Genomic DNA, 23,552 nt, shown 5'->3' on the forward strand with positions numbered 1-23,552 from the left:
ATGTTACTGGCTTCCTCGCCTCCGCCGTTCGGGGAGGGTGCAGGTGAGCGGTATCCGTCCGCTTTTGTCTGATGAGTTACGCGGCGACGACACATGTTCCGGGCACGTGCCGGGAACATGGGCCGACAAAGGGGTGACAAGGGTGAACAATCCGCTTTTGTGGGCGTCTCGATCGCCTTGCGCCGGGACGACGCAGAGCATCGCGGGTTCACCCGGCAGGGTGAGCCGGCCGGCCGCCGGGTCGCCCGCGATCCGTACCGCGCCGTGCAGGGGGTCGCCCTCGGCCGGTCCTGCCGGGCGTACGGCAGCCTGTCCGCCAACTCCTCCCGCAGGGGCGCGAGGAGGGGCTCGCCCAGCCGGAACAGGCCGGCCGTGAGCGCGAGTCGGGGGGGCGAAGGAGGCCGGTACGGCGGGTCGGTCGGAGCGCGGGTAGGGCAGCCCCGGCAGACCGCGCACCGGGCCGAACTGCTCCTCTGCGCGGGCCGGCAGCGGTGCGGAGCCGCCGTCCCGGCCGTCGTGGGCGCGCAGCGCCGCCTCCGGGCCGGCCCGCCCGGTCCAGGCGCCGCTGCCGCAGTCGCCGAGCAGGTGACCCCAGCCGTCGGCCCGCCGCCGGGCCGTGAGATCGGTGCCGACCGCGATCAGCCCGGTACCCGCGGCGAGCGCCACCTGCCGTATCCCCAGCTCCCGGGCCAGGGCGCCCGGCAGTTCGGCGCGCGGGGCGTCGCCCAGGGCGGCGAATCCGGCAGCGCCGACGACGGTCGTGCCCAGCCCCTCCACTCCCGCCTCGACCGCGGCTGCGCGGGCCGGCGGGAGGGCTCCCGCGACTCCCGCCACACGGCGGGCGCACGGCCCGGCATGCCGACGGCGACCCGGAGACCGGAGCCTTGGGAGTCCACCGCCAGACAGCCGGGGACGGTCACGGCAGTCGCCAGTCCACCGGCTGTCCGCCCTGCTGGATCAGCAGGTCGTTGGCCCGGCTGAACGGGCGCGAGCCGAAGAAGCCGTAGTCGGCCGACTTGGGCGACGGGTGCGAGGACTCCACCACCGGCAGGCGGCCGAGCAGCGGACGCAGATTGCGCGCCTCCCGGCCCCAGAGGATGGAGACCAGCGGCTTGCCGCGTGCCGCCAGGGCCCGGATCGCCTGCTCGGTGACCTCCTCCCAGCCCTTGTCGCGGTGGGCGCCCGGGCGGCGCGGAGCCACGGTCAGCGCCCTGTTGAGCAGCAGCACACCCTGCCTGGTCCACGGCGTGAGGTCGCCGTTGGACGGCTGGGGCAGCCCCAGGTCGGTGTTCAACTCGCGGAAGATGTTGTTCAGGCTGGGCGGCAGCGGGTGTACCTCGGGTGCCACCGAGAACGACAGGCCCACCGCGTGCCCCGGGGTCGGATACGGGTCCTGACCGACGATCAGGACCCGTACCTCGTCGAAGGGTTGCTGGAAGGCCCGCAGGACGTTGGGTCCGGCCGGGAGGTACGTGCGTCCCGCGGCGATCTCCGCGCGCAGGAAGTCGCCCATCTCGGCGATCCGCCCGGCCACGGGTTCCAGGGCCTTCGCCCAGCCCGGTTCGACGATTTCATGCAAGGGTCGTGGTGCCACGGGCGTCACCCTACTGCCGTACACGGCCCGGTGATCAACCGATGGCCCAAGCCCCCCGCGGGTGCCCGCGGCCCGCCGGCGTCCCTCAGCCGACCACCGCCGCCCGCACGCACAGCACGTCCGGCAGATGCGCGGCCAGCTGCTGCCAGCTGTCGCCGTCGTCGGCCGACGCGAACACCTCGCCGTTGCGGTTGCCGAAGTACACCCCGGCCGGGTCGCGGTCGTCCGTGCACAGGGCGTCCCGCAGGACCGTGCCGTAGTGGTCCTCCTCGGGCAGCCCATGGGCCAGCGGCTCCCAGGTGCGGCCCGCGTCCGCGGTGCGGAAGACCCGGCAGCGGTGCTCGGCGGGCACCCGGTCGGCGTCGGCGTTGATCGGGAAGACGTACGCCGTGTCGCCCCGGTGCGGGTGCGCGGCCACCGCGAAGCCGAACGTGGTCGGCAGGTCCGCGCCGATGTCGGTCCAGTGCGCGCCCGCGTCGTCGCTGCGGTACACGCCCCAGTGGTTCTGCAGATACAGCCGGTCCGGGTCGGCCGCGTCTCTGGCGACCTTGTGCACGCACTGGCCGAACTCCGGGTTCGGGTCCGGCAGGAACACCGCGGAGACACCGGAGTTGGACGGCGACCAGCTCGCCCCGCCGTCCGTCGTGCGGAACACGCCCGCCGTGGAGACGGCCACCGTCACGGCCCGCGGGTCGCGCGCGTCGGTGAGCACCGTGTGCAGGCCCTCGCCGCCCCCACCGGGCACCCACTGGGAACGGGTCGGGTGCTCCCACAGCGGGCGGACCAGCTCGAAACTCTCACCGCGGTCTTCCGAGCGGTACAGCGCGGCCGGTTCCGTGCCCGCATACACCACGTCCGGCTCGGCCGCGGCCGGGTGCAGCTGCCAGACGCGCTCCAGGGAGGCGCCGGTGTCCTTCGGGAACTTCACGGCGGGCTGGGGCGGTTCGGTCCACGTACGGCCGAGGTCGTCGGAGTGGAACACCGACGGCCCCCAGTGCGCGCTGTCGCCGCCCGCCAGCAGCCGGGGGCGGGCGCCCCGGGTGTCGATCGCGACCGAGTAGACGGCCTGCGCGTTGAAATACGGACTCCCGTCGAACTCCCACGGGCCGCTGCCCCGCCGCCGCGCGATGAACAGGCCTTTGCGCGTGCCCACCGCCAGCAGAACCTCGGTCATGCCGATCACCTCCGGACGCCGTTGTCCAGGTAGTCGTCGTCAGATATCGGCCAGTCTGCCCCCCGCCACTGACACTCTCCCCCGGAGTGCGTGTCCGCGCAGGTCAGGGCCTGTGTCGTGGGGCTGGGGCGAAGCTCGGCCGGGCGCGTTCCGGGATGCGCCTGCGCGAGAGGGGTGTCTCGTGCGACCGTCGGGGAGACGGCTCGTCGTGAGCAACGGAGCGATCTCTCCCGTATGGGAGGGCGGTCCGGCCGGTCGGTGCGCTCGTGAGGAGGATGCCTTTGAAGGCGTTCCGTGGTCCGAAGGTGTGGCTGTGGCGCTGGCGGCGCAACCCGCTCAAACGCCGGGCCGACGTGCTGGAGGCCTGGGTGGTGCTCGGTGCCTGTCTGCTGACCGTCCTGGCCGGAGTGCTGGCCGGCCTCGCGGCGGCCGGCTCGGTGGAGCACGGACTCGCCCGGGAGCGGGCCACCTGGCGGCCCGCCGTGGCCCGGGTCGTCGAGCAGGTACCGGGGTCGTCACCCGCGCACGGCAGCCGTTCCTCCGCCGGGGAGCGGGTCTGGGCCGAGGTCCGCTGGACGGTGCCCGACGGCTCCGCCCACACCGGCCAGGTCCGGGTGGATCCCGGCAGCAAGCCCGGTACGCCGGTCACCGTCTGGACCGACCCGCAGGGCCACCTCGTCTCCCGCCCCACCACCGCCTCCGAGGCCGCCTTCCGGGCCACCCTGATAGGCCTCCTGGTCGGCGTGAGCACCGGCGCCGTCCCCTTCGTCGCCGGCCTGGCCGTAGGCCGCCGCCTGGAGCGCCACCGCCTGGCCGCCTGGGACACCGAGTGGGCGCGACTCGGCCCGCAGTGGGGGCGGATGGTGTGACCGTGGCGGGGCCGGGGCACCCCGGGTGAGCTGCCGTGGCTCGGTCGTCGGCGGGCCTGGCTGGGACCTGTCGGTTCAGGGGCGGGGTGCCGGCTGGTCCCGGCCTCGGACGCGGTGGGGGCGGATGGCCGCCTCGGCTGGTTGCTGGTTTGGGGCGACCGCGGGGGTGCGGCCGAGGGCCGTCAGCGGGCCCGGCCGGCTCGCCGTCGGGTCAGGGCTTGGCTGACTCCGGCCGCGGCGAGCCACCGCGCCGAGCCGGTGACCCGGGCGGAGCACGGTGGCTCTGGGCGTGGCCTGGAGTGCGTCACCCGACCTTCCTGGCGACGCGCCGGCGGCTCTCATGCGGCAATGGCGGCCTTCCGGCGGCCACGGCGGCCGTCCTGTGTCGGCCGTCCTGTGCCGGTCGTCATGCGGGGTGGCGGTGCCTGCTGGCGTTCGCGGGCCCCTGCCCAGGGCGGCTTGCGCCGCAGGGCTGCTGCGTCCTCGTCGCCTCCATGCGGCCTGGAGCCCGGCGGGTGCTCGCGTGTATCCGTCGCCGGGGGCCGCCGCGGCTCCAGGGCCGTCTCCGGCCTCGTCGGCCGTCACGCCGTGTGCGATGCCTCCTGGCGCTCCCGCGCTCCCGCTCAGGGCCCCCTCCGCCCCATGCCCCCTCCGCCCCATGCCCCCTCCCGCCTACACCCCCGCCAGCACCCCCTTGCACATCCGCAGCAGTTCCTCGTCGTCCGGGATGTCACAGGGGACGTACGCGCTCTCCTGGGCCGTGTGGCGGCGGGGGTGGGTCAGTTCGGTGGCGAGGAGGTCGTGGAGCGGGGCGGCGGCTGGGCCCATGGTGGTCAGGCAGTGGGCGATGGGGGTGCGGGTGTGCGGGTCTGACGTCCAGGCCGTTCGGAAGACGGGCAGCACCAGGTCCGGATCCCCGGCGATGTGCCACAGCGCGCACGCGGCCGGTATGCGCTCCCGCAGCGGGCCCTCCCCGGCGAGCCGGCGCAGCTCGGGCAGCGCCGCGTGCGCGGTCGGGCCCAGCCTCGCCAGCTGCCGTGCGGCGGTGCGCCGGGTGTCCGGGTCCGGCTGCGTCAACTCCCCCAGCAGCACGGGGAGTACGGCGGTGGTGTCCCCGTCGACCGACCACAGCGCGCCCGCCGCGGTGGCCGCGTGCCGGGTGCGGAGCAGCGTGCGCAGGAGCGGTGCCGCCTGTGCCGCGGCGCCCAGGTCCGTCAGCGTCTCGATCACCTGGCCGGCGATCCCGTCCCGCGCCCCCAGGCCGTCGGGAGCGCCCGAGAGCAGCCGGAGCAGTTCCGGGACGGCGTTCCCGTCTCCGGCGGCCCTGACCGCCGTCAGCAGCGGGGCGGCGACCCGGGCGGCGGTCGGGGAGGCGAGCGGGACGCGGCCGAGGTGGTGGCGCAGCGCGGGGGCCAGCGGTGCCGCGGCCCGGCCCAGGTGCGCGACCTCGCAGCCCAGCCCGACGGGTGCCGCCGGGCCGGCCAGCAACTGGGCCAGGGGCGGGATCGCGCGCGGGTCGCCGGTTCTGGCCAGCGCCTTGAGCGGGCCGCCCAGCGTGGGCGAGCAGCGCTCCCAGCGGTGCGTCCACAGGTCGGGCCGGGCGGTCACCAGCGCGTGCAGGTCGTCCGCGGCGGGCGCGGCCAGCGCGAACAGCTCCGCCAGCACCGACACCGCCGCGTCCCGTAACCGGTCGTGCTCGCTGCCCAGTTGGGCGCCGAGCAGCCGCACCGGTTCCTCGTACGCGCCCCGCCAGCCGCGGAACAGCCCCGCCGACATCCAGACCGCATTGCACCGGTCCACCGGGTCCGGACTGGTCAACTGCCCGGTGAGCAGGGCGATCCGGTCGTCCACCCGGTCACCGAGCGCACTGTGCAGGGTGCGCAGCAGTACGGCACCCTGCTCGTCGGAGGGGCGCAGTCGCCGTATCCGGCGCACCAGGGTGTCCGTGCCCGCGTGGTCCCCGCGCCGCAGGCGCTGCGCGGACCGCTCCTGCAGCAGCCGGACCGCCGCCGGCACCAGGTCGGCGGGGAGCCGGCCGGGCGCGCGGAGCGCGAGCTGGCCCAGCGCCGCGAGCCGCAGCCCCGGCGGGTAGGGCGGCGCGCTCTGTTCGGCCAGGAGGTCCACCGCGCCGTCGGCGTGCGCGGGGTACCGGAGCGCGAACAGCCCGAGGGCCTCCGTGACGGCCAGCAGGACGCAGTCCTCCCGTTCGGCCCGCAACCGCCGCCGCAGCAGCTCCAGGACCCGCGGGGGCTCCTCCAGGAAGCGCACCAGGGCCCCGGCCGCCGCCCGCCGCACCGCGGGGTCCGGGTCCCCGGCGAGCGTGGCGAAGGCCTCGGCGCCGGCGCACACCGCCTCCCGCGCCCGCCGGTCCCGGTCCCCACCCGCCCCGCTCTCCGCGTTCCCCGCGGTCTCCCCGCCGATGCTGAGCAGCAGTTCCACGATGCAGCCCCGGTCCGGCACCTCCTCGCGGGCCAGCAGCGCGAACAGGAAGGGCACGCAGGCCAGCGTCGAGTCGTACACCCTCCCCTGGTGGTGCACCGCGCCGAACATCCCGTCGAGCGCGGTCGCCCGCTCGGCGGTGTCCGCTGAGGCCAGCGCCCGCAACCACCCGGGCACGTCCTCCGCGCTGCCGTACGCGTGCCGCAGCGAGGCCCAGTCGACCTCGTCGATCCCCGTGAACACGTTGTCCTCCCCAGACGAGTGCCACCTGATCGCGAGTGTGCACCACGCCACTGACAACGGTCCGGAGGCATCTGCTGACTGTGTGCGATCCGTCGGCGGTCACCGGCCACGGGAGGGGACTGCGCGCACGCCCGCGGGCAGGGGTCAGTTCAGGCCGGGCAGGGCGCGCTCCAGGATGGTGTCCAGGCCGGTTCCGGCGGGCAGGGTGCCGAACGCGTGGCCCCAGTCCCCGCCCAGCCGGGTCGCGCAGAAGGCGTCCGCGACCGGGTGCGGAGCGTGCCGGACCAGCAGGGAGGCCTGCAGTGCGAGCGCCATCCGCTCGACCAGCCGGCGGGCCCCCACCTGATCGGTTCCGGCCAATTGGTCCTTGAGCGCGGCCACGGCCGTGTCGAGGCGGGCGTCCGCCCCACGCGCGAGGGCGAGTTCGGCGAAAAAGGCCTCGGCGGTGTCCCGTTCGCGGCCGAGGGCGCGCAGCACGTCGAGCGCGTTGACGTTCCCGGAGCCCTCCCAGATCGACAGCAGCGGTGCCTCCCGGTAGTGCCGGGGCATGCCGGAGTCCTCGACGTACCCGTTGCCGCCGAGGCACTCCAGGGCCTCGGCGGTGAAGGCCGGGCCCCGCTTGGTGACCCAGTACTTGCCGACGGCGGTGGCGAGGCGCCGGAAGGCCCGCTCCCCGGCGTCCCCGCGCACCGCGCGGTCGGCCGCGCCGGCCAGCCGCAGCGTGAGCGTCGTCGCCGCCTCCGACTCCAGCGCGAGATCGGCCAGGACGTTGCGCATCAGCGGCTGGTCGATCAGCCGGGCCCCGAACGCGCTGCGGTGCCGCGCGTGGTGGCCCGCCTCGACCAGCGTCTTGCGCATGAGGGTCGCCGAGGACATCACACAGTCCAGCCGGGTGCAGTTGACCATCTCGATGATCGTCTTCACGCCCCGTCCCTCCGGCCCCACCAGCCACGCCACGGTCCGGTCGAACTCCGGCTCCGAGGAGGCGTTGGAGCGGTTGCCGAGCTTGTCCTTCAGGCGCTGGATGCGGAAGGTGTTGCGGGTGCCGTCCGGCAGGACGCGCGGCACCAGGAAGCACGACAGCCCGCCGGGGGCCTGCGCGAGCACCAGGAAGACGTCGCACATCGGCGCCGACGTGAACCACTTGTGCCCGCGCAGCGTGTAGACCCCCGCCTCGCCGGTGGGCGTGGCCGTGGTGGTGTTGGTCCGGACGTCGGAGCCGCCCTGCTTCTCCGTCATGCCCATCCCGGCGAGCAGCCCGGGCTTCTCGGTGGGGACGCGCAGCCCGGGCTCGTACTCCCGGCTGGTGAGCAGCGGCTCGTACACCTTGGCGAGATCCGGCTGTGCGCGCAGGGCGGGCACGGCGGCGTACGTCATCGAGGTCGGGCAGCCGTGTCCCGCCTCCGTGTGCCCCCACACCAGGCCGCCGGCGGTCCGGGCGACGTGCGCGCCCGGCCGGTCGTCGGCCCAGGGCGCGCCCGCCAGGCCCTCGGCGACCGCCGTCCGCATCAAGTGGTGCCAGCTGGGGTGGAACTCCACCTCGTCGACGCGGTGGCCGTAGCGGTCGTGGGTGCGCAGCACCGGCTCGTACCGGTTCGCCAGCTCGCCCCACTCCTGCGCCTCCGCGCTCCCGGCGCGCGCCCCCAGCCGCCGGATGTCGTCCTCGGCCCACCCGGCGCCCTCCCGGCGCAGCCCCTCCAGCAGGGCCGGGTCGGCGGAGGCGTCGTACGGGGCGAGGGGCGGCGCCTGGTTGGTGACGTCGTGCGTGGCGTACGGCTGCTCGGACGGCGACGGCGACGGCGGCGACGGCGGCTGCCACTGCGGCTGCGGCTGCGGCTGCGGCTGCGACGGCGACTGCGAGGGCGACTGCGATTGCGGCTGCGCGGGAATCGAGACCATACGAGCATGTTGCACTCTTCCTGCGGCTGTAGCAATGTTGCAACAACAAGGCGCACGTACAGTCGGGGCCATGCGCATGAACGTCCCAGCGGAACCGGAGCGGGAGGAGGGCCCGGCCGGTCTGCGACCGCTGTCCGCCCGGTCGGTCGTGCTGAGCCTGCTGCTCGGCGCCCACCCGCCGGAGCTGCCGGTCAAGGACCTGGTCCGGCTCGTGGAGCCCTTCGGTGTCGGCGGCTCCACGCTGCGGGCCGCGCTGAGCCGGATGGTGGCCGCCGGCGACCTGCGGCGCACGGACGCCGTGTACCGGCTCAGCGACCGGCTGCTGGCCCGCCAGCGCCGCCAGGACGAGGCCCTGCACCCCCGCACGCGCGCGTGGGACGGCGACTGGGAGATGGTGGTGGTCACGGCGACCGGCCGCGGCCCCGCCGAACGCGCCGATCTGCGCGCCCGGCTGACCGCCCTGCGCCTGGCCGAACTCCGCGAGGGCGTCTGGATGCGCCCGGCCAACCTCGACCGCCCCCTGCCCGCCGGTCTGCACCAGGTGGCCCTGACGTGCACCGCGCGCCCCGACGAGCCCCCGCGTGCCCTTGCCGCCCGGCTCTGGCCGCTGGCCGGCTGGGCGGCCGGCGCGCGCTCCCTGCTCGTCCACGCGAGTCGGGCCGACCACCCGGCCGACCGGTTCACCGCCTACGCGGCGGCCGTCCGCCACCTGCTGACCGACCCCGTCCTGCCCCCCGAGCTGCTGCCCGCCGACTGGCCGGGGGAGGAGCTGCGGACGGCGTACGCCGGGTACCGGTGGGAACTGGGCGCGGCTCTGGAGGCGCGGGGAGCGAAGTGTTCCCGGCACTGGATGACCCCTCCATAGGGCACGACCGGCAGAAGACTCCGAGGCCGACTCCGCAGCAACTCCCTTTGGCTACGCCTGCGTTCGGCATGAACATGCTTGTGAGGGAAGCCGCGTCGTGCCAGAGTGGATTTGTCGCGACCCTTCTGCGTGGCGTGCGCCGACTGTTGCGCACCGACCGGCATCGGTGACCGGTATGCCGAGCTAGGGGGAACGTGAAGTGTTCAATTTTGAAATTGTCGCCGGCGGTGCCGTACGCGAAGTGCTGCGCACCAGGCGGCGAGAAGTCCTGGACCTGGTCGGCCACACCTATCGCCTGCACGAGGCCGGCGAGACCGTCAATCCCGACAGCTACTTCCTGCGCTTCCCGGAGAAGCCGGATTCCCGCATCATCGCCCTGCCCGCCTTCCTCGGCCCCGAGGCCGGAGTCGTCGGCATCAAGTGGATCGCGAGCTTCCCGAAGAACACGGAGTCCGGCACACCCCGCGCCTCCGCGGTGCTGATCCTCAACGACTACGCGACGGGCTATCCCGTGGCCTGCCTGGAGGCCGCCGCCATCAGCTCGGCCCGCACCGCGGCCTCCGCGGCCGTGGCCGCGAGCGCGCTGCGCCCCGAGGGCCACCAGGGCAGGACGATCGCCGTGGTGGGCGCCGGCGTCATCGCCCGCAACATCTGCGACTACCTGCACGCCGCGGAGTGCGTGCCCGAGGCCTACCTCGTCCACGACCTGCACGAGCCCTCCGGCCAGGCCCTGGCCGAGCACCTGCGCACCACCCAGCAGGTTCCCGTCTCCTTCACCATGGACCTCGCCGAGGCCCTCGCCGCCGACACCGTCGTGTTCGCGACCACGGCGCTGAAGCCCTACGTCACCACGCCGTTCAGGCCCGGCCAGCTCGTGCTGCACATCTCGCTGCGCGACCTGGCCCCCGAGGTGGTGCTGGCCGCGCAGAACATCCTGGACGACGTCGACCACTGCCTGAAGGCCGACACCTCCCCGCACCTCGCCGAACAGGCCACCGGCGCAAGGGATTTCGTCACCGGGACCCTCGCCGGCGTCCTGAACGGCGACGTCACGCCCGACAGCGGACGCCCGGTGGTCTTCTCCCCGTTCGGACTCGGCGTGCTGGACCTCGCGGTCGGCGCCTTCGTCCTGGAACAGGCACGCCTGGACGGCACGGCCATCGAGATCCCCGACTTCTTCGGGGAGACACGCCGGTGGTGACCCCGATACGACACTGGTGGACCCGCCGCCCCGTCGGCCCCGGCTCCCGCCCGGCCGGCCGGCTTCGCGGGGCCGCGCTGATCACCTTCCTGGCCACCGCGTCCGGCGTCACCCGGTGTGGCATCGGGGCGTGACCGTGGGCGGGCCGCCGCCGCGGTCCGCCCAGGTGGTCGCCCCGTGCTCAGCCCGGGCTCACTTGTAGGTGATGTCCGAACTGGAGTACTTGCAGTACGTGCCGTCCGGGCCCGAGCCGTTCGTGGTCGGCTCGGCACCCGTGTTGTTGCCGATGTACTTCTGGCAGGGAACGATCTTCTTGCTGGTGTCCCCGACGATGGTGATGTTGCGCAGGGTCGCGCTGTCGCCGTAGTTGGTGTTGATGCCGACGAGCTTGCTGCCCTTGTAGGTCGCCTCGATACCGCTGAGGTTGATCGTCCGCTTGTACTGCGTCTTGCAGTTGCCGCAGGAGCGGGCGAAGGTGCCGAAGTTCTTCACGGCGAAGCCGGAGACGTTGAGCGTGCCGGCGCCGTTGAACTGGAACACCTTGTCGCCGGCCTCCTTCGCCCCGCCGCCGCTGACGGTGTAGACGTTGGACGAGGAGGAGCCGAGGAAGGTGGCCGCGTCCTCGCCGACGTCCTCCCACCACACGTTCTGCAGCGTGCAGCTGCCCAGGCAGTGGATGCCGTCCGCGGCGGGCGCGCCGATGATGACGTTCTTAAGGACCGTGCCGGGGGCGAGTTCCAGGATGGGGCCCTGGTCCTCGTCCTGGTTGTCGCTGCCGAGGTCGCCGGTGCCGTACAGCCGCTTCATCCCGTAGTCCTTGGTACCGGACAGGGAGATGGTGGCGGAGACCGCCTGGCTGCCGTTGGGGGTCGGCCAGGTGGCCGCGCCCGCGGGGGCCCCGGAGGTCATGATCATGCCAAATGTGAGTCCGAGGGTGGCCAGGCCGCCCAGCAGGCCGCGCGCGGTTGCCGATGAGGTCATGTCCCGAATGCCTTCTTCCGAGTGGGGTCAGAGTGGGGTCGAGTGGGGGTGGGGGGAGATCAGAGCTTTCCGGTGCCCGCACCCGACGTCACCGAGGCGACGACACCGGAGGCGGGTTCGGTCGTGTAGCCGTACGGCGGCGTGGTGAAGCTGCCGGGCTGTGGGGGTTGGTTTGTGTACGTGAATGATGCACGCCATATGGAACAAATCTGTGGGCCTGGATGACCGAAGGGGCCCTTTATCGCACCCACCGGTCACGCTGATGAACGGACCGTAGAGGGCAAGCGCTTTCTAGTCAACATGTCGCGCAGGGGTGTTTCCGGCCATGGAGAAGTGGCGTGGGAGCGCTTCCATGAACTGTGTGTCCATGTCACGATGCCGGTGCCCCGCACGAGCCGCGATCAGAAGGGACAGGTGACGTGCCCCCCACACCGCACCGCTCGCCAGCCGGCCTCCGCAAGGCACTCGTCGCACTCCTGGGTGCCCTGCTGCCGCTCCTCGCGGCACTGACCCTCGCCGCGCCGCCCGCGTCGGCCCGGGCCCAGGCCGTCCCCACGGCCACCCTCACCGAGGTCACCGGCTTCGGCCCCAACCCCAGCAACCTGCAGATGTACGTCTACGTGCCGGACAACGTCCCCGCGCACCCCGCGGTCGTGGTGGCGGTGCACTGGTGCACCGGCTCGGCCTCCGCGATGTACTCCGGGACCGAATGGGCCCAACTCGCCGACCAGCGCGGGTTCGTCGTGGTGTACCCGTCGGTGACCCGCGCCAGCAAGTGCTTCGACGTCTCCTCCCCGCAGGCGCTCCGCCGCGACGGCGGCAGCGATCCGGTCGGCATCCGCTCCATGGTCGACTGGGTGACCCGCACCTACGCGGCCGACACCGGCCGCGTCTTCGTCACCGGTATCTCCTCCGGCGCGATGATGACCAACGTCCTGCTCGGCGACTACCCCGACGTGTTCGCCGCGGGCGCCGCCTTCTCCGGGGTCCCCTTCGGCTGCTTCGCCACCACCGACGGCTCCGAGTGGAACAGCGCCTGCTCCGGCGGCACCGTCACCCACACCCCGCAGCAGTGGGGCGACCTGGTGCGCGCCGCCTACCCCGGCTACACCGGTCAGCGCCCGCGGATGCAGCTGTGGCACGGCACCGAGGACGACACCCTGCGCTACGCCAACTTCGGGGAGGAGGTCAAGCAGTGGACGAACGTGCTCGGGGTGAGCCAGACCCCGGCCGCCACCGACACCCCGGCCTCCGGCTGGACCCGCACCCGCTACGGTGCCACCGGTGACCGGGCTCCCGTCGAGGCGATCAGCCTCCAGGGCGTCGGCCACAACCTCTACAGCTGGGGCATGGCCTCCCGGGCGCTCACCTTCTTCGGCCTCGACGCCGGCGGCACCACACCGCAACCGCCCGCCGGCGTCTGCAAGGTGACGGCCGGCGTCAGCAGCTGGAGCACCGGTCTGACCGCCTCCCTCACCCTCACCAACACCGGTACGACCACGGTGAACGGCTGGCAGCTCGGCTTCACCCTCCCGGCCGGCCAGACCATCACCAACGGCTGGAACGCCACGTACAGCCCCCGCTCCGGCCCGGTGACCGCGACCAACGCCGCGTACAACGCCACCCTCGCGCCCGGCGCGAGCGTGACCCTCGGCTACCAGGCCACGCACACCGGCAACAGCGCGGCACCGGCCGCGTACAGCCTCAACGGCACGGCCTGCACGGTGGGCTGACGACCGGGGGTGCGTGCTGGGCCGCCATGGCGGGTTCGGTGAGCGTTCGGTTGGGCTGCCCTGGGTCCGGTGCGCGTTCGGTCGGGCTGTCGTGCGGCCGGTGCGTGTCCGGCTGGGCTGCTCTGGGTCCGGTCGTGCCCGGCTGGGCTGCTCTGGGTCCGGTCGTGTCCGGCTGGCTTGTCCTGGCGGGTTCGGTGTGCGTGCGGCTGGGTCGCCCTGGCGGGTCTGGCGTGTACTCCGCCGGGCCGCCTGGCCGGTCGGGGCGTACCTGGCTGGGGTGCGCTGATGGGTCTGGCGTGCGTGCGGCTGGGCTGCCCGGCGGGTCTGGCGTGCACCTCGCCGGACCATCCGGCCGGTCGGGGCGTACCTGGCTGGGCTGCCCTGAATGGGTCCGGCCTGCGCCCCGCTGAGCCGCACTGGCGGTTCCGGCATGCCCCCGGACCGCCTGACCGATCCGGGACACACCTGGCTGGGTCACCTGACCGGTCAGGCGTACCGGGCCGGGCCGGTCCTCCGGGCACGCCCGCACCCGGCCGGGCCCCGCCTCCGGGGCACGCCCGCACCCACGTCGTGTCTGCCCGTCTCCGAGGACCCCTCACTCCCGCCGTGCCGGCCTGCCGTCTCCGAGAACCCCGACCACTGCCGTATCCGCCCGCCTCCGAGAACCCCGCAGCCCCGCCGTGCCCGCCCGTCGTCTCCGAGAACCTCGCAGCCCCGCCGTGCCCGCCCGCCCACCCCGCGAACCCTGCACCGACCCGCGTCCCTCCTCGCCCCCCGCACCTCCGCCGACCCCGCGAACCCTGCACCGCCCCCGGCCCCCCGCACCCCCGGCCCCCCGCACCCCCGTCCTCCCGCCCACCGAAAGGTCTCCATGAAGCCGTCTCGCAGAACGCCGTTCGTCACCGTGCTCAGCAGCTTCGTCCTCGTCCTCGCCCTCGCCGTGACGGCCTCCGCGCTCACCGCGCTGGTCACCAGGTCGGCCCCGGCCGGGGCCGGGGCCGGGCGGCACTGGGTGAACACCTGGACCGGTATGCCCCAGCTGACCGAGCCCGCCAACCTGCCGCCCGCGCCGTACACCGGTGAGAAGTCGGTGCTCGTGGACACCACCCTGCGGCAGACCGTGCGCGTCACCGCCGGTGGTCCCCGGATGCGGCTGCGCTTCTCCAACGCGTACGGCGACACCCCGCTGCCGCTCACCGCCGTCACCGTGGCCCTGCCCCGCGGCGGCAAGGCCGGCGTCAGCGGCGTCGAGCCGGAGAGCCTGCGGCGGGTGACCTTCGCGGGCCGGGACTCCGTGACCGTCCCGGTCGGCGCGCAGATGGTCTCCGACCCGCTGGACTTCGAGCTGCGCGCGGGATCCGAGCTGACCGTGACGGCGTACACCGCGCGCGGCCAGGCATCGCTCGCGCTCACCTCGCACCCCGGCTCGCGCACCACGTCGTACCTCGTGCGCGGCGACCACACGCGGGACGCGGATCTGGCGGGCGCGACCGCCGTCGACCACTGGTACCTGCTCAGCGACGTCGAGGTGCTGGCACCCGGCCGTACCCGGGCGGTGGCCGTCGTCGGTGACTCCCTCACCGACGGACGCGGTTCCACGACCAATGGCAACGACCGCTGGCCCGACCAGTTCTACGACCGCCTGCACAGCAGCCCGGCCACCTCGGACATCGCCGTCCTCAACCAGGCGGCCGGCGGCAACCGCGTCCTCAACGACGGGCTCGGCCCCAACCTGCTCGCCCGCCTCGACCGGGACGTCCTCTCCCGCAGCGGAGTGGCCTGGCTGATCCTCTTCGAGGGCGTCAACGACATCGGCACCGCCGGCGCCACCCCCGAGGCGCAGCGGGCGGCGGCCGACGACCTGATCGCCGGCTACCGGCAGATCGTCGTCCGCGCCCACGCCCAGGGCATCCGGGTCTACGGCGCGACCATCACCCCGTTCGGCGGCAACACCCAGTACGACGACCCGGCGGGGGAGCGCGAGGCCGCCCGGCAGCGCGTCAACGCCTGGATCCGCACCCCCGGCCACTTCGACGCGGTGATCGACTTCGACCGGGCGGTACGGGACCCCGCGGCGCCCGACCGGCTGCTGCCCGCGCTGCACGTGGGGGACTGGCTGCACCTCAACCCCGAGGGGTACCGGGTCCTCGCCGCGGCCGTGCCCGAGGGCTTGTTCCGGCACGCCTCGGCACACGCCTCATAAAACGTCCGGGGGCAGGTGGCGCCGAAGGGATCCGTGGCGTTCCCTGGGAAGGGGTGGCGTTTCCCGGGAAAGTGGGGATGACCAGCACGGTCGCGGGCACTCGGTGGGGCACGCAAGACGGATCTCACCCGAGGAGAGTCATGGCTGAGCAGAAGTCGTCGTCGGTCCTCACGGCGCCCCTGCGCGGCGCGGCCTCGGTACTGCGCAGGATGCCCGGCGCCGGAACGGTGAGCAGGGCCGCGGAGGAGACACTGGACAAGGTCGGCGCGGTCTCGCCGCGCGGGCGGCGCATGGCGGTGTACGCGGGGGCCGGTCTGCTCGGTGCCGCCGGCGTGGTGGAGTGGCCCGTCGCCGTCACCGGTGCCGCGGTGGCCTGGCTCACCCAGCCCCGGCCCGACCGGCCGACGGCCGCAGCGGACGCGGGCGCGGCGCAGCCCGAACCCGCCGCGCACGACCTCGGCACCGCCGCCCCCGGGTCCGGCACCGCCGCCCCCGGGTCCGGCGCCGGCGGCTCCGCCGGGACTCCGGCGGGAGGCCAGGCCTCGGGTCGTACCGCGACGCCGGGGCGGGCCACGGAGTCCGGTGCCACGGAGGCGGCCAGTCCGCCCGAGGCGTCCCACGGCGTTCGGGCGTCGGCGGGCAAGACGTCCCCCAGTCCCCTCGGGCCCACCGCGCGGCCCGACCGCACCACGCTCTGAGGAGGTCATGGTGCTCGGTGTGCTGACGGCTCCGACCGCCGCTGCCCGGCTGCTGCCCGCGGCACCACGCCTGCTCGCGCGGGCGGCGGCACCGGCGGTCGGACTGGCCGCCGGTGCCGCCGCCGGAACGGCGCGGGCCGGCGTGCGCGGCGCGGACACCGCCGCGCGGGTGGTGCGGGTGGCCCGCAACGCGCTGCCCGGCGCCGGCGACCACTGGCGGTCCGGCGCCCGCGCCCACCTGGCCGTGCGGCCCCTGGAACAGGAGCACGCCCGGCACGCCGGCGGCACGGCCCACCTGGCGCGCCGGCTGGCCGAGTCCCTGGCCGACCACCCTGAAGTCCTTGTCGCCTACTGGGACCAGGGGCTCGCCCGCCTGGTGGTGACCGCGACCGGCGAGGAGGCCGCCGACCGGGTGTTGGAGCACGCGTCCGGCCTCGCCGAGCGGCACGGCCTCGTCCTGGCGGCCGCGGACGTGGAGGAGACCACGCATCCGGCCGACCCGGCCGGGGTGCGCGCCGCGGCGGCCACGCTCGCCGCCGACGGCGTCGGGATCGCCGTCGCCCTCGCCGCGTACGCGATGCGGCTGCCGCCCTCGCCTCGGATGGTGACCGCGGCCGTGACCCTGCTGCGGGAGAACCCGCGCTTCCGGGCCTGGCTGCGCGCCCGGATCGGCGACACCCCCATGGACCTCGTGCTGGCCTGTGCGAACGCCGCCGTGCACGGCGCCGGCCAGACCCCCACCTCGCTGGTGCTCGACGGCGCCCTGCGGGCCTGCCAGGTGGTCGAGACGGTGGCCCGTTCGGCCGCCTTCGACACGGTGCACGACCGGCTGTGCGCGCCCGACCGGGTCAGCCTCGCCGCGGGCCCGGACGACCCGCCGCGCCCGCCGCTGCGCGTCTCCCCGGCCCAGGAGTACGCGGCCCACGCCTCCGCCGGGAGCGTGCTGGGCGCGCTGGCCACCCTCCTGGTCAAGCACGACACCGCCGAGGCCGCGGAGGCGGTGCTGGCCGGTTCCCCGAAGGCCGCCCGCTACGGCCCCGCCGCCTTCCACGCCCTGCTCAGCGCCGCCCTGGCCCGCACCGGTGTCCTGGTCCGCGACCCGGAACGGCTGCGCGAGCTGGAGATGGCCGGCACGGTCGTGCTGCACCCGAGCGCCCTGCGCACCGAGGACGGCGAGCCCGACGCATGGGCCGAGCCGGTGCTGGACGCGGCCCGCCGGGCCGGGCTCCGAGTCGTGCTCGTGGACGATCCGGCTCTGGAGGACTTCACCGGCCTCGCCGACCAGGTCGTCGACGCCCGCCGTCCGCTGGACGACGTGGTGTACGAGGCGCGCGGCGACGAGGGCGCGGTGCTCGCGGTCGCCCGGGTCCGCTCGGCCGACGAGCACGACGTGCTGGGCGCGCTGCGCGCCGCCGATGTGGCACTCGCCCTGACCGACCGGGACGGGGCGGTGGTGTGGGGCGCGGACATCCTCGCCCTGCACGGACTGCCCGACGTGTGGCGGGTGCTGACCGCGATCCCGGCCGCCCGTCGGGTCGGCCACCGGGCCCAGACCCTGGCCCGCTCCGGGGCCGCGCTGTCCGGGCTGCTCGTCGCCATCGGCGAGTCCGGCGGCGGAGGCGGCCGAGGCGGCCGATGGGCCATGCTGCCGGGGCTGCGTCACGCGCCGGTCGACGCGGGCGCCGCGGCCGCGCTGCTGTCCGGGGCGCGGGCGGCCCTCGGTGTGGCGGCGGCCCGCGCCCCGCACCCGCGCCCCCGGGTGCACTGGCACGAGCTGGACCCGGAGCAGGCCCGGGACCGGCTGGCACACGAACCGGCCGCCGAGCCGGGTGCGTTCGACGCGCTGACCGCCCGGCTGCGCAAGGCGGCCGAGGGCGTCACCGGGCATCCGGCCGCCGCTCCGGTCCGTTGGTCCTACCGGCTCGGCCGGGCCGTCCGCGGGGAACTCCAGGACCCGCTCACCCCGGTCCTGGCCGTGGGTTCCGCGGCGTCGGCGATCCTCGGCTCCGTCGTGGACGCCCTGCTCGTGGTCGGCGCCCTCGACCTGAACGCCCTGGTCGGCGGCGTCCAGCGGCTGCGCGCCGAGCGGGCGCTGTCCGGGCTGGTCGCCGAACAGAAGCAGAAGGCGCGCGTGGTGCCGCCGGAGGCCGAGGCCCCGGCCGGCGGCACCCGCACCGTGGAGGCGGGCAAGCTCCACCCCGGCGACGTGATCCAGCTCAAGGCGGACGACGTGGTGCCCGCCGACGCCCGGCTGCTGTGGCAGGAGGGCCTGGAGGTGGACGAGTCCGCCCTGACCGGCGAGTCGCTGCCGGTGGAGAAGCAGACGGATCCCACCCCGCACGCCGTCGTCGCCGACCGGCGCTGCATGGTCTTCGAGGGGACGACCGTGGTGGCGGGGGAGGCGCGGGCCGTCGTGGTCGACACCGGGGACAGCACCGAGGCCGCGCGTGCCGTGCACCTCGCCGCCCGCACGCCCCCGGCCGGCGGCGTCCAGGCCAGGCTCCAGGAACTCACCCGCAAGGCGCTGCCGCTGACCCTCGCGGGCGGCGCCGCGGTCACGGGTCTCGCGCTGCTGCGCGGCACCCCGATCCGCGAGGCGGTCAGCGGCGGGGTGGCGGTGGCCGTGGCGGCCGTACCCGAAGGACTGCCGCTGGTGGCGACGGTGGCGCAGCTGGCGGCCGCCCGGCGGCTGAGCCGGGGCGGTGTCCTGGTCCGCACCCCGCGCACGCTGGAGGCGCTGGGCCGCATGGACACCATCTGCTTCGACAAGACCGGCACGCTCACCGAGAACCGGCTGCGGCTGGTGCGCACCTCCGACGCCGAGGGCGCGGTCCGCCCGGTGGACGACGCCGGCTCCCTGGACACCGTCCGGGCCGCCGCGCGGGCCTGCCCACAGCTGAACGGCGACTCCGACCGGCCGGTACACGCCACCGACGAGGCCGTACTGGCCGCGGCCCCGCCCGATCCCGACTGGACACAGCTCGCCGACCTGCCGTTCGAGGCCGCGCGCGGGTACGCCGCCGCCGTCGGCCGGAGCGGGGACGGCCCGCCCGTGCTGGTGGTCAAGGGCGCCCCGGAAACCGTTCTTCCGGCCTGCTCCGGTCTGCCGGCGCACGCCCCCGAGTCCGCGCACGCGCTGGCCGGGGCCGGTCTGCGGGTGCTGGCGGTCGCCGAACGCCGGCTCGGCCCGGGCGAACAGGAGACGGACGTCCTCGAACAGCCCCTGCGGGACCTGGAGTTCACCGGTCTGCTGGCGCTGTCCGACGTACCGCGCGAGACCTCCACGGCCCTGGTGAACGGGCTGAACGGGGCGGGTGTACGACCCGTCATGCTCACCGGCGACCATCCGCAGACCGCGCGGGCCATCGCCGCCGACCTGGGCTGGCCCGAGGACACGGTGGTGGTCACCGGGGACGAGCTGGCCGCGGCCGACCGCGCCGCGCGGGCCCGGATGCTGCGCGACGCGGGCGTGGTGGCCCGGGTGGCGCCCGAGCAGAAACTCCAGGTCGTGGAGGCGCTGCGGGACGCGGGCCGGGTGGTCGGCATGGTCGGCGACGGCGCCAACGACGCCGCGGCCATCCGTGCCGCCGACATCGGCGTCGGGATCAACGCGCGGGGCTCGGCGGCCGCACGCAACGCCGCGGACATCGTGCTGACCGACGACGACCTGACGGTGCTGATCGACGCGGTCGGCGAGGGCCGCGCCCTGTGGCACAGCGTGGCCGACGCGATCGCCATCCTGATCGGCGGCAACGCGGGCGAGGTCGGGTTCGGCCTGCTCGGCACGCTGCTGTCCGGGCGGGCGCCGCTGTCCACCCGGCAGATGCTCATGGTGAACCTCTTCACCGACCTGTTCCCGTCGATGGCGGTCGCGGTGACGGAGAAGGAGGACGAGGCGGACCTGGAGCACGTGGAGGAGGCGGCCGGGGTGCTGGGCGACCCCCTGCTGCGGCAGATCCGGCACCGGGCCCTGACCACCTGCCTGGGCGCGGTCACGGCCTGGCTGATCGGCCGCTTCACACCGGGCACCGCCCGCCGCTCCAGCACCATGGCGCTGTGCGGGGTGGTCGGCACCCAGCTCGTGCAGACCCTGCTGGACCGGCGCGACAGCCGCCTGGTGCAGGTCACCTCGCTGGGCTCCGCGCTGGCCCTGGTGGCCGTGGTCCAGACCCCGGGCATCAGCCGCGCGGTCGGCTGCACCCCGCTCGGCCCGGTCGCCTGGGCCGGCGTCGTGGCCGCGATCGCCCTGGCCCTGGCAGGCCAACGCACCCTGCCACGCCTGGAGCAGACAGTGACCCGCCTGCTGCCGGGCTGACCACCGTCACGGCCCGCCTGAAGCGGACGGGCACGGCCGGTGCCGCCGTGCCGCCGTGCCGCCGTGCCGCCGTTGGACGGGGGGTGGGTCGGTACGGCCGGTGGCGCTGCCCGACGGGGGTGGGCCGGTACGACCGGTGCAGCCGTCGGACGGGAGTGGGCCGGTACGACCGGTGCTGTCACCCCACGGGAGTGGGTCCCCACCGGGCTGCCCGGGCCGGGCTCGGACCGGCGGTGGCGCAGGCCACCGCACCGGGCGTCACCGAGCGGTGGGACTTGTCCGGTGGCCGGATCTCCGCGTACCGCCACACGGGGCCCGAGACCGAGCGGTGGGACTTGTCCGGTACCTGGCTCTCCGCGTACCACCGCGCCGGGCGTCAGACCGAGCGGTGGTACTGGTCCGGCACCCGGATCTCCGCGTCCAGTTCGCGGGCGGCGTGCCGGGCCCAGGAGGGGTTGCGGAGCAGCTCGCGGCCGAGCAGCACCACGTCGGCCTCGCCGTTCGCCAGGATCTTTTCGGCCTGCCCGGCCTCGGTGATCAGGCCCACGGTGCCGACGGGCATCGGCGTCCCGGTCTTCACGCGGGTGGCGAAGGGGACCTGGTAGCCCGGCTCGGTCGGGATGGTGACGCCGGAGGCGTTGCCGCCGGTGGAGACGTCGAGCAGGTCGACGCCGTGGGCGTGCAGGTCGCCGGCGAAGCGGACCGTGTCCTCCGTGGTCCAGCCGCCGTCCTGGAGCCAGTCGGTGGCGGAGATGCGGAAGAACACCGGCTTGGACGCGGGCCACACCTCCCGTACGGCGTCCACGACCTCCAGGGCGAACCGGGTGCGGTTCTCGTACGAGCCGCCGTAGGCGTCGGTGCGGTGGTTGGAGTGCGGGGAGAGGAACTCGTTGATCAGATAGCCGTGGGCGCCGTGGATCTCGACGGCCTCGAAGCCCGCGGCGAGCGCCCGGCGCGCGGCGGCGGCGAACTGTCCGACGATTTCCCCGATCTCCTCGACGGTCAGCTCGGTCGGCACCGGGTGGCGCTCGTCGAACGGCACCGCGCTCGGCGCGAGCGGCTGCCAGCCGAGCCCCTCCGGTCCGACCGGCGCGCCGCCCTTCCACGGCCGGTCGGTCGAGGCTTTGCGGCCGGCGTGGGCGAGCTGGACGGCCGGGACGGTGCCCTGCGCGGCGAGGAAGCGGGTGATCCGGCGGAAGGCCTCCACCTGGGTGTCGTTCCACAGCCCGAGGTCGTACGGGCTGATCCGGCCCTCGGGCGAGACCGCGGTGGCCTCCACCACGATCAGGCCGGTGCCGCCGGTGGCCCGCGCCGCGTAGTGCGCGAAGTGCCAGTCGTGCGGCGCGCCGGTGAGCGGGCCCTCCGGCTCGGCCGAGTACTGGCACATCGGGGCCATCCACACCCGGTTCGGGATGGTCACTTCGCGCAGGGTGATGGGCTCGAAGAGGGCACTCACGACGGACTCCATTCGTCACGGACCGCTGACGGGCTCGTACGATACTCCTCGTACTACGAGGGATGTCAAACTACGATGTCCCTCGTACAATGTGGGGAGCCGAGAGATCCCGTGACGAGGGGGCAGCCGCCGTGACCGACACCGCCACCACCGGCCGCGCGCTGCCGCACCCGGAGCGCGAGCAGATCCGGCTGGAATCCGTGCTGCACGCGCTCTCCGACCCGATGCGGCTGCAGATCGTGCGCGAACTCGCCGCCAGGGAAGCGGAGCTGAGCTGTTCGCAGTTCGACCTGCCGGTGACCAAGTCCACCACCACGCACCACTTCCGGGTGCTGCGGGAGAGCGGGGTCATCCGGCAGGTCTACCGGGGCACGGCCAAGATGAACGGCCTGCGCCGGGACGATCTAGAGGGCCTCTTCCCGGGGTTGCTCGACAGCCTTCTGGCCGCCGCCGACCGGCAGGCCGGCCGCATCGGCGCCGGCGGCTGAACCACGCCTCGCCCGAAGGTGGTTGAAGAGCAGGTTCAGCGCGATCGCGGACAGGCAGCCCGCGCTGATACCGCTGTTCATCACCGTCTGGAACCAGTCCGGGAACTTCTCGTACACCGTCGGCACCCCCACCGGCAGCGTGCCGACCGCCACCGAGACGGCCACCACGGTCAGGTTGTCGTTGCCCCGGAAGTCGACCCGGGCCAGCGTCCGCAGCCCGCTCGCCGCGACCGTCCCGAACATCACCAGACCGGCCCCGCCGAGCACCGGCGCCGGGATCGCCGCGACCACCGCGCCCAGCTTGGGCAGCAGACCGAGCAGCACCAGGATCCCGCCGGCCGCGGCCACCACCCAGCGGCTGCGCACCCGGGTCATCCCGACCAGGCCCACGTTCTGCGCGTACGCCGTGTACGGGAAGGTGTTGAACACCCCGCCCAGCACGGTCGACAGGCCGTCCGCGCGCAGCCCGTCGGAGAGGGAGCGCGGCTCCACCTTCCGCCCGGTCAGCTCGCCGACGGCGATCAGGTCACCGGTCGTCTCGGTCATGGTTACCAGAGCCACCACGAGCATCGACACGATCGCGGACGCCCGGAACTGCGGCGCCCCGAAGTGGAACGGCGTGCTGATGCCCACCCAGTCGGCGTCCCCGACCCCGCTGAAGTCGGTGAACCCGAACGGCACGGCGACGGCCAGGCCGGCCGCGATGCCGAGGAGCACGGCGATCCGGGAGAGGAAGGCGGGCGCGAACCGCTGCACGCCGAGCACCACGGCCAGCACGAAACCCGCCAGCGCCAGGTTCCTCGGCTCGCCGAAGTCCTTCGCCCCGGCGCCGCCCGCCGCCCAGTTGCCCGCGACCGGCAGCAGTGAGACGCCGATGATCAGGATCACCGTGCCGGTCACCAGCGGCGGGAAGAAGCGCAGCAGCCTGCCGAAGACCGGCGCGAGCAGCATGATCGCGAGTCCCGCGACGATCACCGAGCCGTAGATCGCCGGCAGCCCGCCCTCCGACGTCCCGATGAGCACCATCGGCGACACGGCCGCGAACGTACACCCCTGCATGATCGGCAGCCGGACCCCGAACCGCCAGAACCCGACGCACTGGATCAGCGTGGCGATACCGCACACCAGCAGGTCCGCGGTGATCAGGTACGCCAGGTCGGCGGGCGGCAGCTTCATCGCACCGCCCACGATCAGCGGCACCGCGACGGCGCCCGCGTACATCGCGAGCACATGCTGGAGCCCGAAGGCGGCCAGCTGTCGTACCGGGGGTGTCTCGTCGACGGGGTGCACGTCTGCGGTCGTGGCCATGGGAACTCCATCAGCGGCGGGTGGGGAGCGGCATCCGAACAGGACCAGACCGTAAGGCTCTTGAACAGTTTGTTGATTTCCAGACT

The 23,552-nt window shown here is 74.5% G+C and carries 17 protein-coding genes; 9 read left to right on the top strand and 8 right to left on the bottom strand.

Going from position 1 to position 23,552, the window contains the following annotated elements:
* Window positions 1–3: 3 nt before the first annotated feature.
* The 3 genes from ACZ4U1_RS18750 to ACZ4U1_RS18760 form a co-directional block, all read right to left on the bottom strand.
* Window positions 4–834 carry a hypothetical protein gene (locus tag ACZ4U1_RS18750; RefSeq protein WP_467904461.1) on the bottom strand — a complete coding sequence of 277 codons (831 nt, stop codon included), beginning with the start codon at window positions 832–834 and terminating at the stop codon, window positions 4–6.
* A gap of 82 nt (window positions 835–916) precedes the next feature.
* On the bottom strand, window positions 917–1,594 hold the full coding sequence (locus tag ACZ4U1_RS18755) for a uracil-DNA glycosylase (RefSeq protein WP_467904462.1): 678 nt from the start codon (window positions 1,592–1,594) through the stop codon (window positions 917–919).
* An 85-nt stretch (window positions 1,595–1,679) separates the two neighbouring features.
* Window positions 1,680–2,768, bottom strand: coding sequence for a WD40/YVTN/BNR-like repeat-containing protein (locus ACZ4U1_RS18760; protein WP_467904463.1), 1,089 nt, complete (start codon window positions 2,766–2,768; stop codon window positions 1,680–1,682).
* A gap of 275 nt (window positions 2,769–3,043) precedes the next feature.
* Here ACZ4U1_RS18760 and ACZ4U1_RS18765 point away from each other — a divergent pair, with 275 nt between their 5' ends.
* On the top strand, window positions 3,044–3,637 hold the full coding sequence (locus ACZ4U1_RS18765; protein WP_467904465.1) for an Rv1733c family protein: 594 nt from the start codon (window positions 3,044–3,046) through the stop codon (window positions 3,635–3,637).
* Window positions 3,638–4,309: 672 nt separating this feature from the next.
* Here the strand turns inward: ACZ4U1_RS18765 and ACZ4U1_RS18770 are convergent.
* Window positions 4,310–6,319, bottom strand: coding sequence for a HEAT repeat domain-containing protein (locus tag ACZ4U1_RS18770; RefSeq protein ID WP_467904466.1), 2,010 nt, complete (start codon window positions 6,317–6,319; stop codon window positions 4,310–4,312).
* A gap of 144 nt (window positions 6,320–6,463) precedes the next feature.
* Window positions 6,464–8,218, bottom strand: a complete 1,755-nt coding sequence (locus ACZ4U1_RS18775) for an acyl-CoA dehydrogenase family protein (protein ID WP_467904468.1) — start codon at window positions 8,216–8,218, stop codon at window positions 6,464–6,466.
* Window positions 8,219–8,288: 70 nt separating this feature from the next.
* On the opposite strand from ACZ4U1_RS18775, the gene ACZ4U1_RS18780 reads away from it, so the two are divergent.
* The 3 genes from ACZ4U1_RS18780 (at window position 8,289) to ACZ4U1_RS18790 (ending at window position 10,418) form a co-directional block, all read left to right on the top strand.
* The gene (locus ACZ4U1_RS18780; protein ID WP_467904469.1) at window positions 8,289–9,083 is read left to right on the top strand and encodes a PaaX family transcriptional regulator C-terminal domain-containing protein; all 795 of its coding nucleotides are present in this window, start codon (window positions 8,289–8,291) and stop codon (window positions 9,081–9,083) included.
* 199 nt (window positions 9,084–9,282) lie between these two features.
* Complete coding sequence (sbnB, locus tag ACZ4U1_RS18785) at window positions 9,283–10,284, top strand: 2,3-diaminopropionate biosynthesis protein SbnB (RefSeq protein ID WP_467904471.1); 1,002 nt, start codon at window positions 9,283–9,285, stop codon at window positions 10,282–10,284.
* Entirely contained in the window at window positions 10,281–10,418 is a 138-nt protein-coding gene (locus ACZ4U1_RS18790) for a hypothetical protein (RefSeq protein ID WP_467904473.1), read from the top strand. Before sbnB ends, ACZ4U1_RS18790 begins: the two co-directional genes overlap by 4 nt.
* A gap of 58 nt (window positions 10,419–10,476) precedes the next feature.
* Here the strand turns inward: ACZ4U1_RS18790 and ACZ4U1_RS18795 are convergent, their stop codons facing one another.
* Window positions 10,477–11,265 (bottom strand): pectate lyase, encoded by a 789-nt coding sequence (locus tag ACZ4U1_RS18795; RefSeq protein ID WP_467904475.1) that lies wholly within the window; start codon window positions 11,263–11,265, stop codon window positions 10,477–10,479.
* 419 nt (window positions 11,266–11,684) lie between these two features.
* Here ACZ4U1_RS18795 and ACZ4U1_RS18800 point away from each other — a divergent pair, with 419 nt between their 5' ends.
* From ACZ4U1_RS18800 to ACZ4U1_RS18815, 4 genes are all read left to right on the top strand, one after another.
* The gene (locus tag ACZ4U1_RS18800) at window positions 11,685–12,998 is read left to right on the top strand and encodes an extracellular catalytic domain type 1 short-chain-length polyhydroxyalkanoate depolymerase (RefSeq protein WP_467904477.1); all 1,314 of its coding nucleotides are present in this window, start codon (window positions 11,685–11,687) and stop codon (window positions 12,996–12,998) included.
* An 871-nt stretch (window positions 12,999–13,869) separates the two neighbouring features.
* Entirely contained in the window at window positions 13,870–15,201 is a 1,332-nt protein-coding gene (locus tag ACZ4U1_RS18805) for an SGNH/GDSL hydrolase family protein (protein ID WP_467904479.1), read from the top strand.
* 140 nt (window positions 15,202–15,341) lie between these two features.
* A complete protein-coding gene (locus ACZ4U1_RS18810; RefSeq protein WP_467904480.1) occupies window positions 15,342–15,899 on the top strand; it encodes a hypothetical protein in 558 nt (185 codons plus the stop codon).
* Window positions 15,900–15,906: 7 nt separating this feature from the next.
* Window positions 15,907–20,214 (top strand): HAD-IC family P-type ATPase, encoded by a 4,308-nt coding sequence (locus tag ACZ4U1_RS18815; RefSeq protein WP_467904482.1) that lies wholly within the window; start codon window positions 15,907–15,909, stop codon window positions 20,212–20,214.
* 376 nt (window positions 20,215–20,590) lie between these two features.
* Here ACZ4U1_RS18815 and ACZ4U1_RS18820 read toward each other — a convergent pair whose 3' ends face one another.
* Window positions 20,591–21,670, bottom strand: coding sequence for an NADH:flavin oxidoreductase/NADH oxidase (locus ACZ4U1_RS18820; protein WP_467904484.1), 1,080 nt, complete (start codon window positions 21,668–21,670; stop codon window positions 20,591–20,593).
* A gap of 89 nt (window positions 21,671–21,759) precedes the next feature.
* On the opposite strand from ACZ4U1_RS18820, the gene ACZ4U1_RS18825 reads away from it, so the two are divergent.
* Window positions 21,760–22,158 carry an ArsR/SmtB family transcription factor gene (locus ACZ4U1_RS18825; protein ID WP_467904485.1) on the top strand — a complete coding sequence of 133 codons (399 nt, stop codon included), beginning with the start codon at window positions 21,760–21,762 and terminating at the stop codon, window positions 22,156–22,158.
* Here the strand turns inward: ACZ4U1_RS18825 and ACZ4U1_RS18830 are convergent.
* Window positions 22,075–23,466 (bottom strand): nucleobase:cation symporter-2 family protein, encoded by a 1,392-nt coding sequence (locus ACZ4U1_RS18830; RefSeq protein WP_467904486.1) that lies wholly within the window; start codon window positions 23,464–23,466, stop codon window positions 22,075–22,077. The genes ACZ4U1_RS18825 and ACZ4U1_RS18830 overlap by 84 nt on opposite strands.
* Window positions 23,467–23,552: the final 86 nt, after the last annotated feature.

Source organism: Streptomyces sp. NPDC028928 (assembly GCF_055564915.1).